The organism is Enterobacter cloacae complex sp. 342H5, assembly GCF_050030905.1.
GTDB lineage: Bacteria > Pseudomonadota > Gammaproteobacteria > Enterobacterales > Enterobacteriaceae > Enterobacter > Enterobacter intestinihominis.
Window position 1 is genome coordinate 2826311 of record NZ_JBLGVB010000001.1, and the last position, 15295, is coordinate 2841605.

19 protein-coding genes and 1 pseudogene are annotated in these 15295 nt (G+C 55.0%); 13 read left to right on the plus strand and 7 right to left on the minus strand.

Going from position 1 to position 15295, the window contains the following annotated elements; all coding sequences use genetic code 11:
- The first annotated feature begins 12 nt into the window (after positions 1-12).
- The 10 genes and pseudogenes from fliJ to rcsA all read left to right on the plus strand — a co-directional run bounded on the left by fliJ (position 13) and on the right by rcsA (position 6770).
- Positions 13-456 (plus strand): flagellar export protein FliJ, encoded by a 444-nt coding sequence (gene fliJ / locus ACQG03_RS13565; RefSeq protein ID WP_006811155.1) that lies wholly within the window; start codon positions 13-15, stop codon positions 454-456.
- Positions 453-1667, plus strand: coding sequence for a flagellar hook length control protein FliK (gene fliK / locus ACQG03_RS13570; protein WP_063162922.1), 1215 nt, complete (start codon positions 453-455; stop codon positions 1665-1667). Before fliJ ends, fliK begins: the two co-directional genes overlap by 4 nt.
- A gap of 106 nt (positions 1668-1773) precedes the next feature.
- Positions 1774-2244, plus strand: coding sequence for a flagellar basal body-associated protein FliL (gene fliL / locus ACQG03_RS13575; RefSeq protein ID WP_003859598.1), 471 nt, complete (start codon positions 1774-1776; stop codon positions 2242-2244).
- A gap of 4 nt (positions 2245-2248) precedes the next feature.
- The gene (fliM, locus tag ACQG03_RS13580; RefSeq protein WP_006811158.1) at positions 2249-3253 is read left to right on the plus strand and encodes a flagellar motor switch protein FliM; all 1005 of its coding nucleotides are present in this window, start codon (positions 2249-2251) and stop codon (positions 3251-3253) included.
- The gene (gene fliN, locus ACQG03_RS13585; protein ID WP_003859592.1) at positions 3250-3663 is read left to right on the plus strand and encodes a flagellar motor switch protein FliN; all 414 of its coding nucleotides are present in this window, start codon (positions 3250-3252) and stop codon (positions 3661-3663) included. Before fliM ends, fliN begins: the two co-directional genes overlap by 4 nt.
- A gap of 2 nt (positions 3664-3665) precedes the next feature.
- Entirely contained in the window at positions 3666-4040 is a 375-nt protein-coding gene (fliO, locus tag ACQG03_RS13590) for a flagellar biosynthetic protein FliO (protein ID WP_022648553.1), read from the plus strand.
- Positions 4040-4777, plus strand: a complete 738-nt coding sequence (gene fliP / locus ACQG03_RS13595) for a flagellar type III secretion system pore protein FliP (RefSeq protein WP_022648554.1) — start codon at positions 4040-4042, stop codon at positions 4775-4777. The genes fliO and fliP overlap by 1 nt, the downstream gene beginning before the upstream one ends.
- 10 nt (positions 4778-4787) lie before the next feature.
- Positions 4788-5057 (plus strand): flagellar biosynthesis protein FliQ, encoded by a 270-nt coding sequence (fliQ, locus tag ACQG03_RS13600; RefSeq protein ID WP_003859587.1) that lies wholly within the window; start codon positions 4788-4790, stop codon positions 5055-5057.
- A gap of 6 nt (positions 5058-5063) precedes the next feature.
- A pseudogene (gene fliR, locus ACQG03_RS13605) lies at positions 5064-5856 on the plus strand (flagellar biosynthetic protein FliR); the annotation flags it as partial.
- 290 nt (positions 5857-6146) lie between these two features.
- Positions 6147-6770: a transcriptional regulator RcsA gene (gene rcsA / locus ACQG03_RS13610; protein ID WP_022648556.1), complete on the plus strand. Its 624-nt coding sequence runs from the start codon at positions 6147-6149 to the stop codon at positions 6768-6770.
- Positions 6771-6868: 98 nt separating this feature from the next.
- Here the strand turns inward: rcsA and dsrB are convergent, their stop codons facing one another.
- On the minus strand, positions 6869-7057 hold the full coding sequence (gene dsrB / locus ACQG03_RS13615; protein WP_003859583.1) for a protein DsrB: 189 nt from the start codon (positions 7055-7057) through the stop codon (positions 6869-6871).
- A gap of 128 nt (positions 7058-7185) precedes the next feature.
- Between dsrB and yodD the strand changes: the two genes are divergently transcribed.
- Both yodD and ACQG03_RS13625 read left to right on the plus strand, forming a co-directional pair.
- Positions 7186-7413: a YodD family peroxide/acid resistance protein gene (gene yodD, locus ACQG03_RS13620; RefSeq protein WP_017383339.1), complete on the plus strand. Its 228-nt coding sequence runs from the start codon at positions 7186-7188 to the stop codon at positions 7411-7413.
- A gap of 296 nt (positions 7414-7709) precedes the next feature.
- Complete coding sequence (locus ACQG03_RS13625; RefSeq protein WP_023300489.1) at positions 7710-8510, plus strand: mannosyl-3-phosphoglycerate phosphatase-related protein; 801 nt, start codon at positions 7710-7712, stop codon at positions 8508-8510.
- Here ACQG03_RS13625 and dgcQ read toward each other — a convergent pair.
- The 3 genes from dgcQ to ACQG03_RS13640 all read right to left on the minus strand — a co-directional run bounded on the left by dgcQ (position 8495) and on the right by ACQG03_RS13640 (position 11454).
- Complete coding sequence (dgcQ, locus tag ACQG03_RS13630; RefSeq protein WP_063162921.1) at positions 8495-10195, minus strand: cellulose biosynthesis regulator diguanylate cyclase DgcQ; 1701 nt, start codon at positions 10193-10195, stop codon at positions 8495-8497. The genes ACQG03_RS13625 and dgcQ overlap by 16 nt on opposite strands.
- A gap of 84 nt (positions 10196-10279) precedes the next feature.
- On the minus strand, positions 10280-10462 hold the full coding sequence (locus ACQG03_RS13635) for a YodC family protein (RefSeq protein ID WP_022648559.1): 183 nt from the start codon (positions 10460-10462) through the stop codon (positions 10280-10282).
- A gap of 77 nt (positions 10463-10539) precedes the next feature.
- Entirely contained in the window at positions 10540-11454 is a 915-nt protein-coding gene (locus ACQG03_RS13640) for a DUF808 family protein (protein ID WP_169441341.1), read from the minus strand.
- Between the two features lie 175 nt (positions 11455-11629).
- Between ACQG03_RS13640 and yedA the strand changes: the two genes are divergently transcribed.
- A complete protein-coding gene (gene yedA / locus ACQG03_RS13645) occupies positions 11630-12544 on the plus strand; it encodes a drug/metabolite exporter YedA (RefSeq protein WP_023300492.1) in 915 nt (304 codons plus the stop codon).
- Here the strand turns inward: yedA and ACQG03_RS13650 are convergent.
- The 3 genes from ACQG03_RS13650 to ACQG03_RS13660 are packed head-to-tail and all read right to left on the minus strand — an operon-like array spanning position 12516 to position 15166.
- The gene (locus ACQG03_RS13650) at positions 12516-13007 is read right to left on the minus strand and encodes a very short patch repair endonuclease (RefSeq protein ID WP_022648562.1); all 492 of its coding nucleotides are present in this window, start codon (positions 13005-13007) and stop codon (positions 12516-12518) included. The two genes, yedA and ACQG03_RS13650, sit on opposite strands and share 29 nt — an antisense overlap.
- On the minus strand, positions 12988-14421 hold the full coding sequence (locus ACQG03_RS13655) for a DNA cytosine methyltransferase (protein ID WP_087878644.1): 1434 nt from the start codon (positions 14419-14421) through the stop codon (positions 12988-12990). Before ACQG03_RS13655 ends, ACQG03_RS13650 begins: the two co-directional genes overlap by 20 nt.
- Positions 14422-14464: 43 nt before the next feature.
- On the minus strand, positions 14465-15166 hold the full coding sequence (locus ACQG03_RS13660; protein WP_023306528.1) for a phosphohydrolase: 702 nt from the start codon (positions 15164-15166) through the stop codon (positions 14465-14467).
- Between the last annotated feature and the right edge of the window lie 129 nt (positions 15167-15295).

Sequence of the window (15295 nt, forward strand, 5' to 3'; positions counted from 1 at the left end):
AGGGCGAAGGTCATGGCGCAGAACAGCGCGTTATCAACGCTGAAAGATCTGGCTGAAAAAGAAGTTGATGATGCCGCATTGCAACTTGGCGCAATGCGACGCGGGTGCCAGCAGGCTGAAGAACAGTTGAAGATGTTAATCGACTATCAGCATGAATATCGCACCAACCTTAACACCGACATGACGCAGGGCATTGGTAGCCAGCGCTGGATTAACTATCAGCAGTTTATCCAGACGCTGGAAAAGGCGATTGAGCAGCATCGCCAGCAGCTTAACCAGTGGACGCAAAAAGTCGATACCGCGCTGAATTTCTGGCGCGAGAAAAAACAGCGGTTGCAGGCCTGGCAAACCTTACAGGACCGGCAGATTGCAGCCTCGACCCTGGCGGAAAACCGTCTGGATCAGAAAAAAATGGATGAGTTTGCCCAGCGCGCATCAATGAGGAAACCAGAATGATCACACTGCAACAACTGCTGATGACCGACAGCGACCCGTCCGGCGGCACGCTGACCGGAAAAGGCGCTGAGAGCGCGCAAGATTTTCTCTCTCTGCTGGCGGGCGCGCTGACCGAGACCACCGGCAAAGGCAAAGATGCTCCGCTGACGCTGGCCGATCTGAAAGCGGCGGGCAGCAAGCTGTCGACAGCGGCACAGGAAAAAAACGGTGATACCACGCTCCAGGCCAAAATCGCCGAGCTGCTCTCCCGCCAGGAGACCCTGACTGATGAAGATACCGCCGTCTCCCTGCAAAGCCTCGTCTCCGGCCTGAAACCCGCAGCGAATACGGATGCGCTGAAGGCGCTTACCCGGACGGACGCGAAAGCAAATAGCGAGACCACGACTGAAGAAGAGGAGCTGGCCGGGTTAAGCGCGCTGATGGCGATGTTACCGCACCAGCAGACTACCACCCCAATGGCGACGCAGCCAGCAAGCACCGGGGAGGTCGCCCCCCGTGCCGCCCTCCCCTCTGCGCTAGCCCAGACGGACAACGGCCAGCATCAGCCGCTTAGCCATGCGTTAACGGGTCAGGAAAAAACGTCGGTTCAGGACAGCGACACGTCGCTGCCCGCCACGGCAGCCGTTACGCCAGCTGTTGCCGCCGTCGCGGAGAAGCAGGACGTAGTGAGCACGGCGTCGTCTGCCGCCAGCCCAACCGCGACGCTGGCCCCGATCGTTAGTCACCTGGCACCCCCCCAGCCTGCCGCTACCGTTGCGACCGCGCCGGTGTTAAGCCAGCCGCTGGGCACGCACGAATGGCAGCAGAATCTAAGCCAGCACATCACCCTGTTCACCAGACAGGGCCAACAGACCGCAGAGCTACGCCTGCACCCGGAAGATCTGGGTCAGGTGCAAATTTCGCTTAAGCTGGATGACAACCAGGCGCAGTTGCAGATGGTTTCGCCCCACAGCCACGTTCGTGCGGCGCTGGAAGCGGCCCTGCCGATCCTGCGCACGCAGCTTGCGGAAAACGGCATACAGCTTTCCCAAAGCAGCGTCAGCAGCGAAGGCTTTGCCGGGCAGCAGCAATCTTCATCCGGGCAACAACAGCACGCTTCGCGTTCAGGCCAGCATGGCGGGTTTAACGAGGAGAGCGAAGAGTTATTGCCAACCCCTGCCGCCCTGCAATCCGCCGCGCGCGGCAGCCGTGCCGTAGACATCTTTGCCTAAACGCCAGAGGTAACGTGATTATCCCCGTCTTTTCCACGCTTTGACCTAAGCCGGACACGGGATAATCACCGTATTAAGCTGTACCGAAACAGGAAGCTCGTATCAGATGACAGACTCCGCTATCACCAAAAAAAGCAAGCGTTCCATCTGGATCCCGCTGCTGGTGTTGATTACCCTCGCGGCCTGCGCCACCGCAGGCTACAGTTACTGGCGTATGCAGCAGGAACCCTCCAGCGCAGCCGCCAAAGCTGAAGCGCCGCCTCCACCGGCGCCGGTCTTCTACCCGCTGGATACGTTCACCGTGAACCTCGGCGATGCGGATCGCGTGCTTTACGTGGGCATTACGCTGCGTCTGAAAGATGAAGCGACCCGTGCACGTCTGAACGACTACCTGCCAGAAGTGCGTAGCCGTCTGCTGCTGCTGTTTTCTCGTCAGGATGCCTCCGCGCTCGCCACCGATGTGGGCAAGCAAAAGCTGGTCGATGCGATCAAACAGACGCTGGCGACCCCGCTGGTCAATGGCCAACCTAAGCAGGAAGTCACTGACGTTCTGTATACAGCCTTCATTCTGCGGTAACGACATGGGCGACAGTATTCTTTCTCAGGCAGAAATCGATGCGCTGCTCAATGGCGACAGCGATAAGAGTGACGATCCGAAGCCGGGTCTGACCGGCGACGATAATATTCGTCCCTACGATCCCAATACCCAGCGTCGCGTGGTGCGCGAGCGTTTACAGGCGCTGGAGATCATCAATGAACGTTTCGCACGTCAGTTCCGAATGGGGCTGTTTAACCTGCTGCGTCGTAGCCCGGATATCACCGTCGGTGCGATCCGCATTCAGCCGTATCATGAGTTTGCCCGCAACCTGCCGGTGCCAACCAACCTTAACCTGATCCATCTGAAACCGCTGCGCGGTACCGGCCTGGTGGTGTTCTCGCCAAGCCTGGTATTCATCGCAGTGGACAACCTGTTCGGTGGCGATGGCCGTTTCCCGACCAAAGTGGAAGGCCGCGAGTTTACCCATACCGAACAGCGCGTTATCAACCGCATGCTGAAGCTGGCGCTGGAATCCTACAGCGACGCGTGGAAAGCGATTAACCCGCTGGAAGTGGAGTACGTGCGTTCCGAGATGCAGGTGAAGTTTACCAACATCACCACTTCACCGAATGACATCGTGGTGAACACCCCGTTCCACGTCGAGATCGGCAACCTGACGGGCGAGTTCAACATCTGCCTGCCGTTCAGCATGATTGAACCGCTGCGCGAACTGCTGGTGAACCCGCCGCTGGAGAACTCACGCCATGAAGATCAGAACTGGCGTGAGAACCTGGTGCGCCAGGTTCAGCACTCGCAGCTGGAGCTGGTGGCTAACTTTGCCGACATCTCCATGCGGTTATCGCAGATCCTGAAATTACAACCCGGCGACGTTTTGCCGATAGATAAACCCGACCGCATTATTGCCCATGTGGATGGCGTACCCGTGCTGACAAGCCAGTACGGCACGATTAACGGCCAGTATGCGTTACGCGTTGAGCACTTGATCAACCCGATTTTGAATTCGCTGAATGAGGAACAGCCCAAATGAGTGACATGAACAATCCGTCCGATGAAAACAGCGGAGCACTGGACGATCTGTGGGCTGACGCGTTAAACGAGCAAAAAACGACGCCGACGAAAAGCGCGGCAGACGCGGTCTTCCAGCAGTTAGGCGGCGGCGACGTCAGCGGGACGTTACAGGACATCGACCTGATTATGGACATTCCGGTCAAGCTGACCGTTGAGCTGGGCCGCACCCGCATGACTATTAAAGAGCTGCTGCGCCTGACGCAGGGTTCCGTTGTAGCCCTGGACGGTTTAGCGGGTGAGCCACTGGATATTCTGATCAACGGCTACCTGATTGCACAGGGCGAAGTTGTGGTGGTGGCCGATAAATACGGCGTACGTATCACCGACATCATTACCCCTTCCGAACGTATGCGTCGCCTGAGCCGTTAAGTATGAAAACCCAGGCAACACTGTCCGCGCCCTCCGCCGTACCCGGCTCCCCGCTGCTTCAGGTGAGCGGCGCGCTGTTCGGTATTATTGCCTTTATCCTTATCGCCGCCTGGCTGGCAAAGCGTTTTGGGCTGGCGGGGAAAACGGCCGGCACGCGCGGACTGAAGGTCAGCGCCAGCACCACACTCGGCCCACGCGAGCGCGTGGTCATTGTGGAAGTGGAAGATGCGCGACTGGTGCTGGGCGTGACCGCCTCCAGCATTAACGTTCTTCACACGCTGCCCCCTGCGCCTGTCACGGTGGAGGCTAACGCCCAGGCCCCTGCGGATTTTCAGTCCGTTATGAAGAGTTTGCTCAAGCGTTCCGGGAGATCCTGATGCGCCGTTTGTTATTGCTTACGCTGGCAGGTCTGGGCCTGTTCGCGCCTTCTGTGTATGCGCAGCTGCCGGGGCTGGTTTCCACGCCGCTGGCGAACGGGGGACAAAGCTGGTCCCTCTCCGTGCAGACGCTGGTGTTCATCACCTCACTGACCTTTATCCCGGCGATCCTGCTGATGATGACCAGTTTCACCCGCATCATCATTGTGTTTGGTCTGCTGCGAAATGCGCTCGGCACGCCGTCCGCGCCGCCCAATCAGGTGCTGCTGGGTTTAGCCCTGTTCCTGACCTTTTTCATTATGTCGCCGGTGATCGACAAGATTTACACCGAGGCGTACCAGCCGTTCAGCGAAGATAAAATTTCCATGCAGGTTGCCCTGGAAAAGGGGGCTCAGCCATTACGTGAATTTATGCTTCGCCAGACGCGCGAAGCGGATTTGGCCCTGTTTGCCCGTCTCGCTAACACGGGCGAGTTACAGGGACCGGAAGCGGTGCCGATGCGCATTCTGCTGCCAGCGTATGTGACCAGTGAGCTGAAAACGGCGTTCCAGATTGGCTTCACCATTTTCATTCCGTTCCTGATTATTGACCTGGTGATCGCCAGCGTCCTGATGGCGCTCGGGATGATGATGGTCCCGCCCGCAACTATTGCCCTGCCCTTTAAGATCATGCTGTTCGTGCTGGTCGACGGCTGGCAGCTGCTGGTCAGCTCGCTGGCGCAGAGTTTCTACAGTTGAGGAGCGCGCAATGACGCCTGAGTCGGTCATGATGATGGGCACGGAAGCGATGAAAGTCGCGATTGCCGTCGCCGCGCCCCTGCTTCTGGTTGCGCTGGTAACCGGTCTGATTATCAGTATTCTTCAGGCCGCCACGCAGATTAACGAAATGACCCTGTCGTTCATCCCGAAGATCATCGCCGTCTTCGTGGCGATTATCGTTGCCGGGCCCTGGATGCTCAATTTGCTGCTGGATTACATGCGCAACCTGTTCACCAATCTGCCTTACATCATCGGCTGACGGACGATGCTGCAATTCACCAGCGATCAGTTTGTTCAGTGGCTCGGGATCTATTTCTGGCCGATGCTGCGCATCATGGCGCTGATCTCCACCGCCCCCATACTCAGTGAAAAGTCGGTGCCTAAACGCATCAAAATTGGGTTGGGCATGGTTATCACCATTATCGTTGCCCCTTCCCTGCCGGCGGTGGATATTCCGATTTTTTCCCCGAATGCGATCTGGATTGCCCTGCAACAGGTGATGATTGGCGTGGCGGTCGGATTTACGATGCAGCTCGCCTTCGCCGCGGTACGAACGGCGGGCGAACTGATCGGTTTGCAGATGGGTCTGTCTTTCGCGACGTTCGTTGACCCGGGCAGCCATCTGAATATGCCCGTGCTGGCGCGTATTATCGACCTGCTGGCGATGCTGTTGTTTCTCTCGTTCAACGGCCACCTGTGGCTCATCTCTATGCTGGTGGACACCTTCCACACGCTGCCGATTGGCGACAACCCGGTGAACAGTAACGCTTTTCTGGCGCTGGTGCGGGCTGCCGGGCTGATCTTCCTCAACGGGCTGATGCTGGCGCTGCCTGTCATAACCCTGCTGCTCACCGTTAACCTCGCATTGGGTTTACTCAACCGAATGGCCCCGCAGCTGTCGGTATTCGTCATCGGCTTTCCGGTGACGTTGACGGTTGGCCTTTTATTAATGTCATTATTGATGCCACTTATCGCCCCCTTCTGCGAGCATTTATTCAGCGAGATATTCAATCTCTTAGCGGATATTGTCAGCGAACTTCCACGCAAATAATAACCCGCAGTGTTTGCAATGTCTTTCTGAGGATATTCCTAAAAATAATCTTGAAAAACATCTACCAGGATATATCTGACGCGGTTTAAATGTTTCTAACCACCTCACAATACTTAATATTTACTTTACTTTAAGATGATTCCTGGCAAATTATACGTAACTTTACGGGATAGTGAGTTCGCCTGAAAGTCTTTGTCATGCTCACAGGTTTTATTAGATTTTTTCCATCCCGTATGGCTGTTTATGAGCTCTCAGGCAGGTGGTGAATTATCGTTACGCATTGAGTGAGGGTATGCCATGTCAACGATCATTATGGATTTATGCAGCTACACCCGGCTAGGGTTAACCGGGTACTTAGCAAGCAGAGGGGTAAGAAAGAGAGACATCAACGATGCACACACCGTTGAAGAACTCGCAGCCGCTTGTGAGACTCACAAGCCCGGCGTGGTGTTTATTAATGAGGACTGTTTCATTCACGACCCCGCTAACAGTCAGCACATTAAGCAGATCATTAATCAGCATCCCAGAACCCTGTTTATTGTTTTTATGGCGATCGCCAATATTCATTTCGATGAGTATTTGTTGGTGCGTAAAAACTTATTAATCAGTTCGAAATCGATTAAACCAGAGTCGCTTGATGACATTCTGGGCGATTATTTGAATAAAGAAGTTAAGAATGTAGGGGCGGTTAACTTACCAACCCTATCATTAAGCAGAACTGAATCAAGTATGCTAAGAATGTGGATGGCTGGACAAGGGACAATTCAGATCTCAGACCAGATGAATATCAAGGCAAAAACAGTATCGTCACACAAAGGAAATATTAAAAGGAAAATTAAAACGCATAATAAGCAAGTGATATACCATGTCGTACGCCTGACAGATAATGTGACGAATGGGATTTTCGTTAATATGCGCTAATTTGCACGGCCATGTTGTACCCTACCTTGATCTCTGGCCTGGCCAGAGATTTTGCTTTTCAGCAGCCGGGCCGGGGAGAAGACGCCCCCGACGCCGACCTATTCCGCCGTTTCCACAAAGATCCCATCCGGGTGCCCCAGTTCGTTGAAGAACCAGATGCCGAGCGGGTAATCTTCCAGCGACACCAGATACATTGTGCCTTCATTAAACTCTTCTATTGCCAGCACCACGCCCGGGCGGCGCGGCCCACCGTCCGTTTTGACGGTTACCCGATCGTTGACCTTCATACATTCCTCCTGTGGTTTTGAGCCAGTGTAGAACAAATTACCCTGGCTGGCATCGCCGCCTGACGCGAATGGCGTTTTTGTGTGCGGTCTATACTTAGCTGTTGAGACGGTTAAATGAGGAGCCCGCCGTGAAGACTGACAAAGAGTACAGCGACACCATTAAGCGTGAGGTGGAAGTGGATGTCGATGCCCTGCTTGCCGCCATTAATGAAATCAGTGAGTCCGAAGTTCATCGCGCGGAGGATAATTCAGACCGTGTCGTGGTCAATGGTCGTGATTACCATACCTACCGTGAACTGGCTGAAGCATTCGAGCTGGATATCCATGACTTTAGTGTCTCGGAAACGAACCGCTAAGGCGAAAAAAATCCCGGTCATGGGGATGACCGGGATCAAACTTGCTTATGCAAGAAGCACTTGTAAATTCGTTACACCAGGAAATCTGATGCAGGTAAGACATTATCCCCAACAGATTTGTCTTACAAGCATATATTCTCTTAGCGAATATTATATTTTATACATGTGAATTTTGGTTATGAGTATAAACATGCGCTGCGTGTGGGTTTATCGGGATCGTTTCCACTTCAACGGGACATCAATGCTGATTTTTTTTAAGACTTTTCTTAGATGAACATCATTATTCAGGAGACGTTATGCCTTCGCTAAAGGAGACTCTGCTCGTCTTTACCGATCTCGACGGTACGCTGCTGGATTTTCACACTCTCGACTGGCAGCCTGCCGCTTCCTGGCTGAAGAGATTACAGGATGAACAGGTACCAGTCATTCTGTGCAGCAGCAAAACCGCGTCCGAAATGCGTGACATCCAGCAGGAACTTGGCCTTGGCGGGCTGCCCTACATTGCGGAAAACGGCGCGGTGATCCAGCCTGACGTACGGTGGGAAAACGCCGCACGGTTCATCTCAGAAAAGAAGCATGACGATATCCGGCAGTTTATTGCCCGGGTACGCCAGGAGATGCATCTGAAATTCACCACCTTCGACGATGTGGATGAGCGCGTGGTCGCCGAATGGACCGGGCTAAGCCGTCCCCGTGCGGCGCTTGCACGTAAACACGAGGCTTCCGTGACGCTGATCTGGCGTGACAGTGATGAACAAATGAAACGCTTCGCAGCCGAACTGGCCCGGCAGGGGCTGAAGATCGTCCCGGGTGCTCGCTTCTGGCATATTCTGGACACGAGCTGTGGCAAAGACGTGGCGGTGCACTGGCTTGTGGAACAGTATCGCCTGCACGACGGATTTGACCCGACAACGCTGGGCCTGGGCGACGGCCCCAATGATGCCCCTCTGCTGGACAGCGTAGCCTTCGCCGTGGTGGTGAAAGGCTTCAACCGGGAGGGGGTCAGCCTTAAGAACAACGATCCCACACGGGTTTATCGCACTCAGCACACCGGACCGGCCGGCTGGCGCGAGGGGCTTGATTACTTTTTAACGTGATCCTGCCAGATGACCCGGTTACGCCCGCGCTGTTTCGCCTCATACAGACGCGCATCGGCGGTGGATTGCAGATTTTCGAAGTGATAATTGCCCTTCTCCTGCGCGCCAGAGACGCCAAACGACGCGCTCACGCGCAGGGTAGTACTTTTCTTAATCAGGATCTCTTTGCTGTCGATACGCTCACGGATCTGCTCTGCAACTTCCGCCGCCTCTTCAAGCGTCATGCCGGGCAGCACCACACAGAACTCTTCGCCGCCGACGCGCCCGGCAATATCTTTAGTGCGCAGGGTACTGGCAATCAGCCCCGCAGAATGGGACAATACCTTATCACCCGCCTGGTGCCCGAACCGGTCATTAATGCTCTTAAAGCAGTCAAGATCGATCTGGATGACAGAGAAAGGCAGCGCCTGCTGTTCACACTGCTTCGCCAGTATTTTCGCCCGCTCAAACAGCGACCCACGATTATTCAACCGGGTCAGAGGGTCGTGCCAGGCCTGCCATTGCAGCGAATTCTGCAACGAATACATATTACTGACCATGCGCCGGATCACCAGCCATGAGATGAGCAGCATCGCGGTGAACAGCGCCCAAAGCAATGCCAGCACAATACTGATGCTGCCGAAATCGCCGCGCACCCCTTCTTCCAGGGTGTGCACGCGCAGGACGATGCCATCAAAGTGGTCGAGACGCTCCCAGCTGACAAAACGACTCCCCAGGCGAATGCCGCCTTCGGAATCCGATTCTATTGCGTGCGCTATCTGCGCTAGTTCGGGCGCGTCAAAATGATTAACGTCCGCAGCAGATGATCCAGACGTCGCGAGCAGGGTGAGACGACTGTCATACAGCTGGTATTCCCCTTCCGGGTTATCGCCTACGGCCTCCACCAGCAGACGACGCAGGGTGGCAAAGGTGAAATCCATCGCCACCACGCCATACCAGACGTGATTGTAATAAACAGGCACACTGGCGGTGATCAGCGGCTTTTTGCCCACAAAGGAGGAAGGAGGCGAGATAAACCAGCGCACGGCACGCGCACGGTTCTCACGCTCGGACTGTTGGGTAAACCAGGGCTGAGTGACCAGATGGTAGTAACGCTGCACGATATCGCTGGCATTTTCCGGCGTATCCGTTTCCAGAAAGAATCCGGCGCGAGAGACATAAATCACGCGCTCTTCGTTGCCGGAAGAACTGGATGCCAGACGCAATAAATACCCCACTTCAAGCGCGGCGGACAGTTCATTATCAAGAAACTCATCATCGCGATTCAGAAGGGTGGTCTTTTCAACGAAGGCATCAGACACACCGTTGATCGGCAATGTGCGCTGTTTATCAACCTCAATTTGCCAGGTGGGGGATGCGCGCAAACGGGCAAAACGCTTTACCGCATCATGCAGCACGCCAAACGCCAGCGGCGTTTCCAGCGCATCACGCATGCTGTGGCGAAAAAACAGCATTTTATCGACGCTGAACTGGAGTTGTCTGTCCAGCGCACTGGCAACCGTTTCCAGATGGTTACGCTGACTGGAGATATAGGCATCTTCCAGTACCACAACTTCGCGCCAGGTCAGGAGGGTGGAAAAGATCAGGACAACGATAAAACAGAGGTTAACAACCAAACGGGGATTGTTACGCTTATGCAGCCACTGCAAAAAAGATTGTTTTACAACAAAGGTATTGTGCTGCACACGCACTCCCTGAGTGTCGCTCACCATCCGATATGATAAGTCTTCTGCCAGTAAAAACGCCCGGCAAGGCCGGGCGTTGTGTGATTAAGCCTTATCGCGTTTTTGCCTTTTATCACCAGGCTGAAGCTCATCTTCACGAAAAGCCTCCCGCTTAATGCCGTATCCGTCATGCCACCGGCACTCCACCATTCCACTGGAATAACCGGTGACAATCATGCATGGACCACCATTCTTTGGCTTAACTTCATCACTGACCAAAAAGACCATACCTGCCTCCTGTATCAGGGTGAAACGTTTTCAATTTAGACGAGGAATGGTCTTTTTGCATCCGGGGTCAGCAAAAATTAATGCGATTTTCCGCGTACTTTTTCTACCAGCTTGACCACTGCCACCACAATGACACCTACGATAAAGCCCAACACAAGGTTAAGCAGCGTCGGCAGAATGGCGGCGATCACCGAACCATGTCCCGACGCCAGATGTTCAATTGCATGATGCAGCGAAGCAACGCCGTGCACGATAATACCGCCGCCGACCAGGAACATCGCCAGAGTTCCCACTATCGACAAACTTTTCATCAGCCACGGCGCCAGCACCAGCAGGCTTTTGCCGATAACGCGGGCAATGGCGCTGGATTTTTTTTCCAGCCAGAAGCCGATATCATCCAGCTTGACGATCAGACCGACCAGCCCATACACCCCAACCGTTACAAGAATGGCAATCAACGAAAGCACCATGACCTGATTCATCAGCGGTGCTTCGGATACGATCCCAAGCGTAATCGCCACAATCTCGGCCGAAAGGATAAAGTCAGTACGGATCGCACCTTTGACCTTATCGCGCTCGAACGTTTTTGGATCCTGCGCGGCCAGCGCTTCCAGACGCTGCTGGCGCATTTCCGGGGTGTCTTTCTCTTTGCGTGCGGCAAACATATGCAACACTTTTTCGGCACCCTCGAAGCACAGGAACGCCCCGCCAATCATCAGCAATGGCGTAATGGCCCAGGGTATAAAGGCGCTAATCAGAAGCGCCAGCGGAACAAGGATCACCTTGTTAATAAAGGACCCTTTCGCTACGCCCCACACCACCGGCAGCTCACGGTTCGCCCGCACGCCGCTGACCTGCTGCGCGTTAAGCGACAAGTCATCCCCCAGTACCCCGGCGGTTTTTTTCGCCGCCAGTTTTCCCATGACTGAAATGTCATCCAGCAAGGTGGCGATATCGTCCAGTAATGTTAATAAGCTACTTCCTGCCAAAATCTCTATCCTTCTTTTTTTGCTAATTAAGTGAATAGTATGGAACAAAACTCAGCGCCCGGAAACAGGCACCTCACGTCAACAAAAATTTCACATTAACAACACAATTAAAGCACTCGCCAGCCCGATAGTTTTGGCGTTAACTATGAGCGAACTTTTTATTTCGTCGTGAGGGACTATGCGTTTTCGGCATTTATTACCGCTCATTGGAGCACTTTTTTCCCTGTATATCATCTGGGGATCCACCTACTTTGTCATTCGTATTGGCGTGGAAAGCTGGCCCCCGCTGATGATGGCCGGTATTCGTTTCCTTACGGCTGGCGTGCTGCTGATGGCGTTTTTATTGCTGCGCGGCCACAGGCTACCGCCGCTGCGTCCCCTGCTTAACGCCGCCCTGATTGGCCTGCTGCTGCTAGCGGTGGGCAATGGCGCAGTAACCGTCGCCGAACACCAGAACGTGCCGTCGGGCATCGCCGCCGTGGTCGTCGCGACCGTGCCGCTGTTTACGCTCTGCTTTAGTCGTCTGTTCGGGATCCGCACCCGTAAGCTCGAATGGCTGGGCATCGCGATTGGGCTTGTAGGTATTATCATGCTGAACAGCGGCGGTAACCTGAGCGGAAACCCCTGGGCTGCCGTTATGATCATGATCGGCTCGATGAGCTGGGCGTTCGGCTCGGTCTACGGCTCCCGCATTGAGCTGCCCTCCGGGATGATGGCGGGTGCCATTGAAATGCTCGCGGCAGGCATCGTGCTGCTGATTGCCTCGGCGTTGACGGGTGAAAAACTGACGGCAATGCCAGATCTCTCAGGTTTCCTGGCCGTCGGGTATCTGGCCCTGTTTGGCTCGATTATTGCCATCAACGCCTATATGTACCTGATCCGCAACGTCTCACCGGCGGTTGCCACCAGCTACGCCTACGTTAACCCGGTGGTTGCCGTGCTGCTGGGTACCGGTTTTGCGGGCGAAGTGCTGTCGACGATTGAATGGTTGGCGCTGGGCGTGATTGTCTTTGCCGTGGTGCTGGTCACGCTGGGTAAATATTTACTGCCCGCGAAACCGATTGTCACGGCGTGTGAGGTGGAGAAACCGTGATCGGGTGAATGCCCTGGGTATCGATCTGCGCGGCCTGACCGCCGCCGCAGATCCACTCTTCCAGCCGCTCCGTCAGTTCCACGTCATTCAGCTTCATTCTTCCGCGCAGTGCGCACTCCCAGACAATCAGCACCCGCCAGCCCTGGGCGTAAAGCTGCGAAACATCGCGTTTATCACGCTCGACGTTCCTGCCAATCTTCTCCAGCCAGAAGTCGGTGCGTGTCGCCGGGACTTTAAACAGATAGCAGTCGTGATGATGCCAGAAACAGCCGTGGGTAAAGATGATGCATTGATACGCATCGATCACGAAATCAGGACGCCCGGCAAGCGTGGCATCCTGAACCCTGAATTCAAACCCGATGGAGGTCAGGAGGCCAGCGATCCTTTTTTCGATCGCGGTATCACGCGTGCCGATGGCACGCATGTTTTTACTGCGCGTGGCCTTATTGTGAACGTCCGCCATTGACGGCCTCACTCTGACGCAGCTGAACGGCCTTGCTGATGCGTGAGGCCAGCAGTTTTGCGACGGCGGCAAAGGCTGGCACCACCACCGAGTTGCCAAACTGACGATAGGCTTGTGTATCCGACACCGGAATGCGAAAACTGTAGCCCTGCGGCGCCTCAAAGCCCATTAAGCGGGCGCACTCGCGCGGCGTTAAGCGCCGCGGTCGGTGCTGTTGATTCTGAGGGTCGTCGAAATCTTTTTCGCCCAGCGCCTTATCCCAGCCCCGATCGATAAGAATTTCCGCGCCATCTTTGTAATAGCGCGCCGACAGCGTACGCGTCACGCTGTCAGGATTAAGCGGATTGACCATGCCAAACCCAAAGCCATTGCCTTTGGCCTGATGCTTTTTGGCATAGCGATAGAGGTATTTCCACAGCACTGGCGTCAGAATGAATTTCGCATCGACGGCGGGCTCCAGCAGATCGGCCACTGTCGGACGGCGCGCCGGATACAGCGAGGGCAAATCGCGCAGCGTAAAATCGCCTTTCAGATTGAGATCGCGGCGGAATCCCACCAGCACGATGCGCTCGCGGTGCTGTGGCAGGAAGTGTTTGCCGTCGATAATTTTCGGATCGTCCGGCCCCATATCCTCTGCATCCGCCACGTCGTAACCCAGTTCATCCAGCGTTTGCATGATAATGCGGAAGGTTTTGCCGCCGTCATGACTCTTTAAATTCTTGACGTTCTCCAGCACAAAAATTGCCGGGCGGCGGGCATCAATAATCCGGGCAACATCAAAGAACAGTGTGCCCTGCGTATCACAGGCAAAGCCGTGAGCGCGTCCCAGCGCGTTCTTTTTCGACACGCCAGCCAGTGAGAACGGCTGACACGGGAAGCCTGCCAGCAGCACATCGTGCGCCGGAATGGTGTTGCGAATGTGCTCAGCGGCTTCTTCGTCGCTGACGCCGGTTTTGTGGCTCAGGGTGACGTCGCGGATGTCGGCATTAAACTGGTGCTCGTTGGGGTCGCAGTACCAGTTCGCCTTATAGGTGCGGACGGCATGTTTGTTCCATTCACTGGTGAACACGCACTGCCCGCCAATAGCTTCAAAGCCATGGCGAATGCCGCCAATACCGGCAAAGAGATCGATAAAGCGAAAGGCATAATTCGGATGCGCAGCAGGCGGGTGCGGCAGCAGGTTACGCAGATAACAGAACTCGCCGTCGCTCAGGCGGTGCCCTGCCCTGTCGCTTATCAGCAGTCGCTTGAGTATTGCCGGGCTCCAGTGGCTCTCGCCATGTGCCACCAGCTGGTTTGCCAGCGTTTTAGCATCATACATTTCCAGCAGCTGACGCAGGAGTGCCTGCACGGCTGCCGTTGATTTCTCAACCCGCTCAGGCGCGGGCACAGTCACTGATCGATTTTCCTGCATTCTCTTAACCGGACAATAAAGACAGAAAACAGAGTACCACAGTTCAGGATCGCACACTGCGACGGAAATGGGTCAATATCTGGCTGTCGGTTCCGAGGTAATCGCCCTGTAATTCGGCACTCAGCTTCGCCATAAACTGGATCAGAAAATCGGCATTGTGACGCGCAAGTTCGCGTCCCCGTGCGGTTTGCATGGTGTCCGGCAGGCGCAGGAGTTTGGTCTGAAAGTGATCGAGCGCGAAAGCTTTATCATCCAGCGCACGCGCCCCGGCAAACGGGTCGTCGGCATCAAACAACGCGGTGCCCAGCGCACCGGACACGGCAAAGACGCGCGCAAGGCCGATGGCGCCTAACGCCTCCAGCCGGTCGGCATCCTGGACCGTTTTGGCCTCCGGGCTTTGCGGCGCGATACCGGCACTGAAGCTGTGCGCTTCAATGGCATGCTCAACGGCCGCATACCGATCGGGCGGAAAATCAGGAAAATCGCGGCTCAGGATCTGGCGCGTTTCTCGCGCTGCCAGCCGCGAGGAGTGACTACGCTGCGGGTGATTTTTCGGCAGGCTGACAATGTCATGGAAGTAGCATGCGGTCAGCACAACCAGCGGATCGCAATCCCCGTCAGCCATAATGGTCTGCGCCGTCATCCAGACGCGGCGAAAATGGGCGATATCGTGCGCCGCATCATCAGTAAAATGATTTTCGTCGAGCCAGCGCTCAAAACGGTGCTGCCACTGCGCAAGTTCCATCATCCCATCCTGTTGCTCAAAAGAGAGTGAATTATAATACACCCGAATCAAAACCCTTAATAAATAGAATTTAGAAATACTTAATAATAATTACCCGCTATATTTTCAATGAATTAATTCACGCGAAAA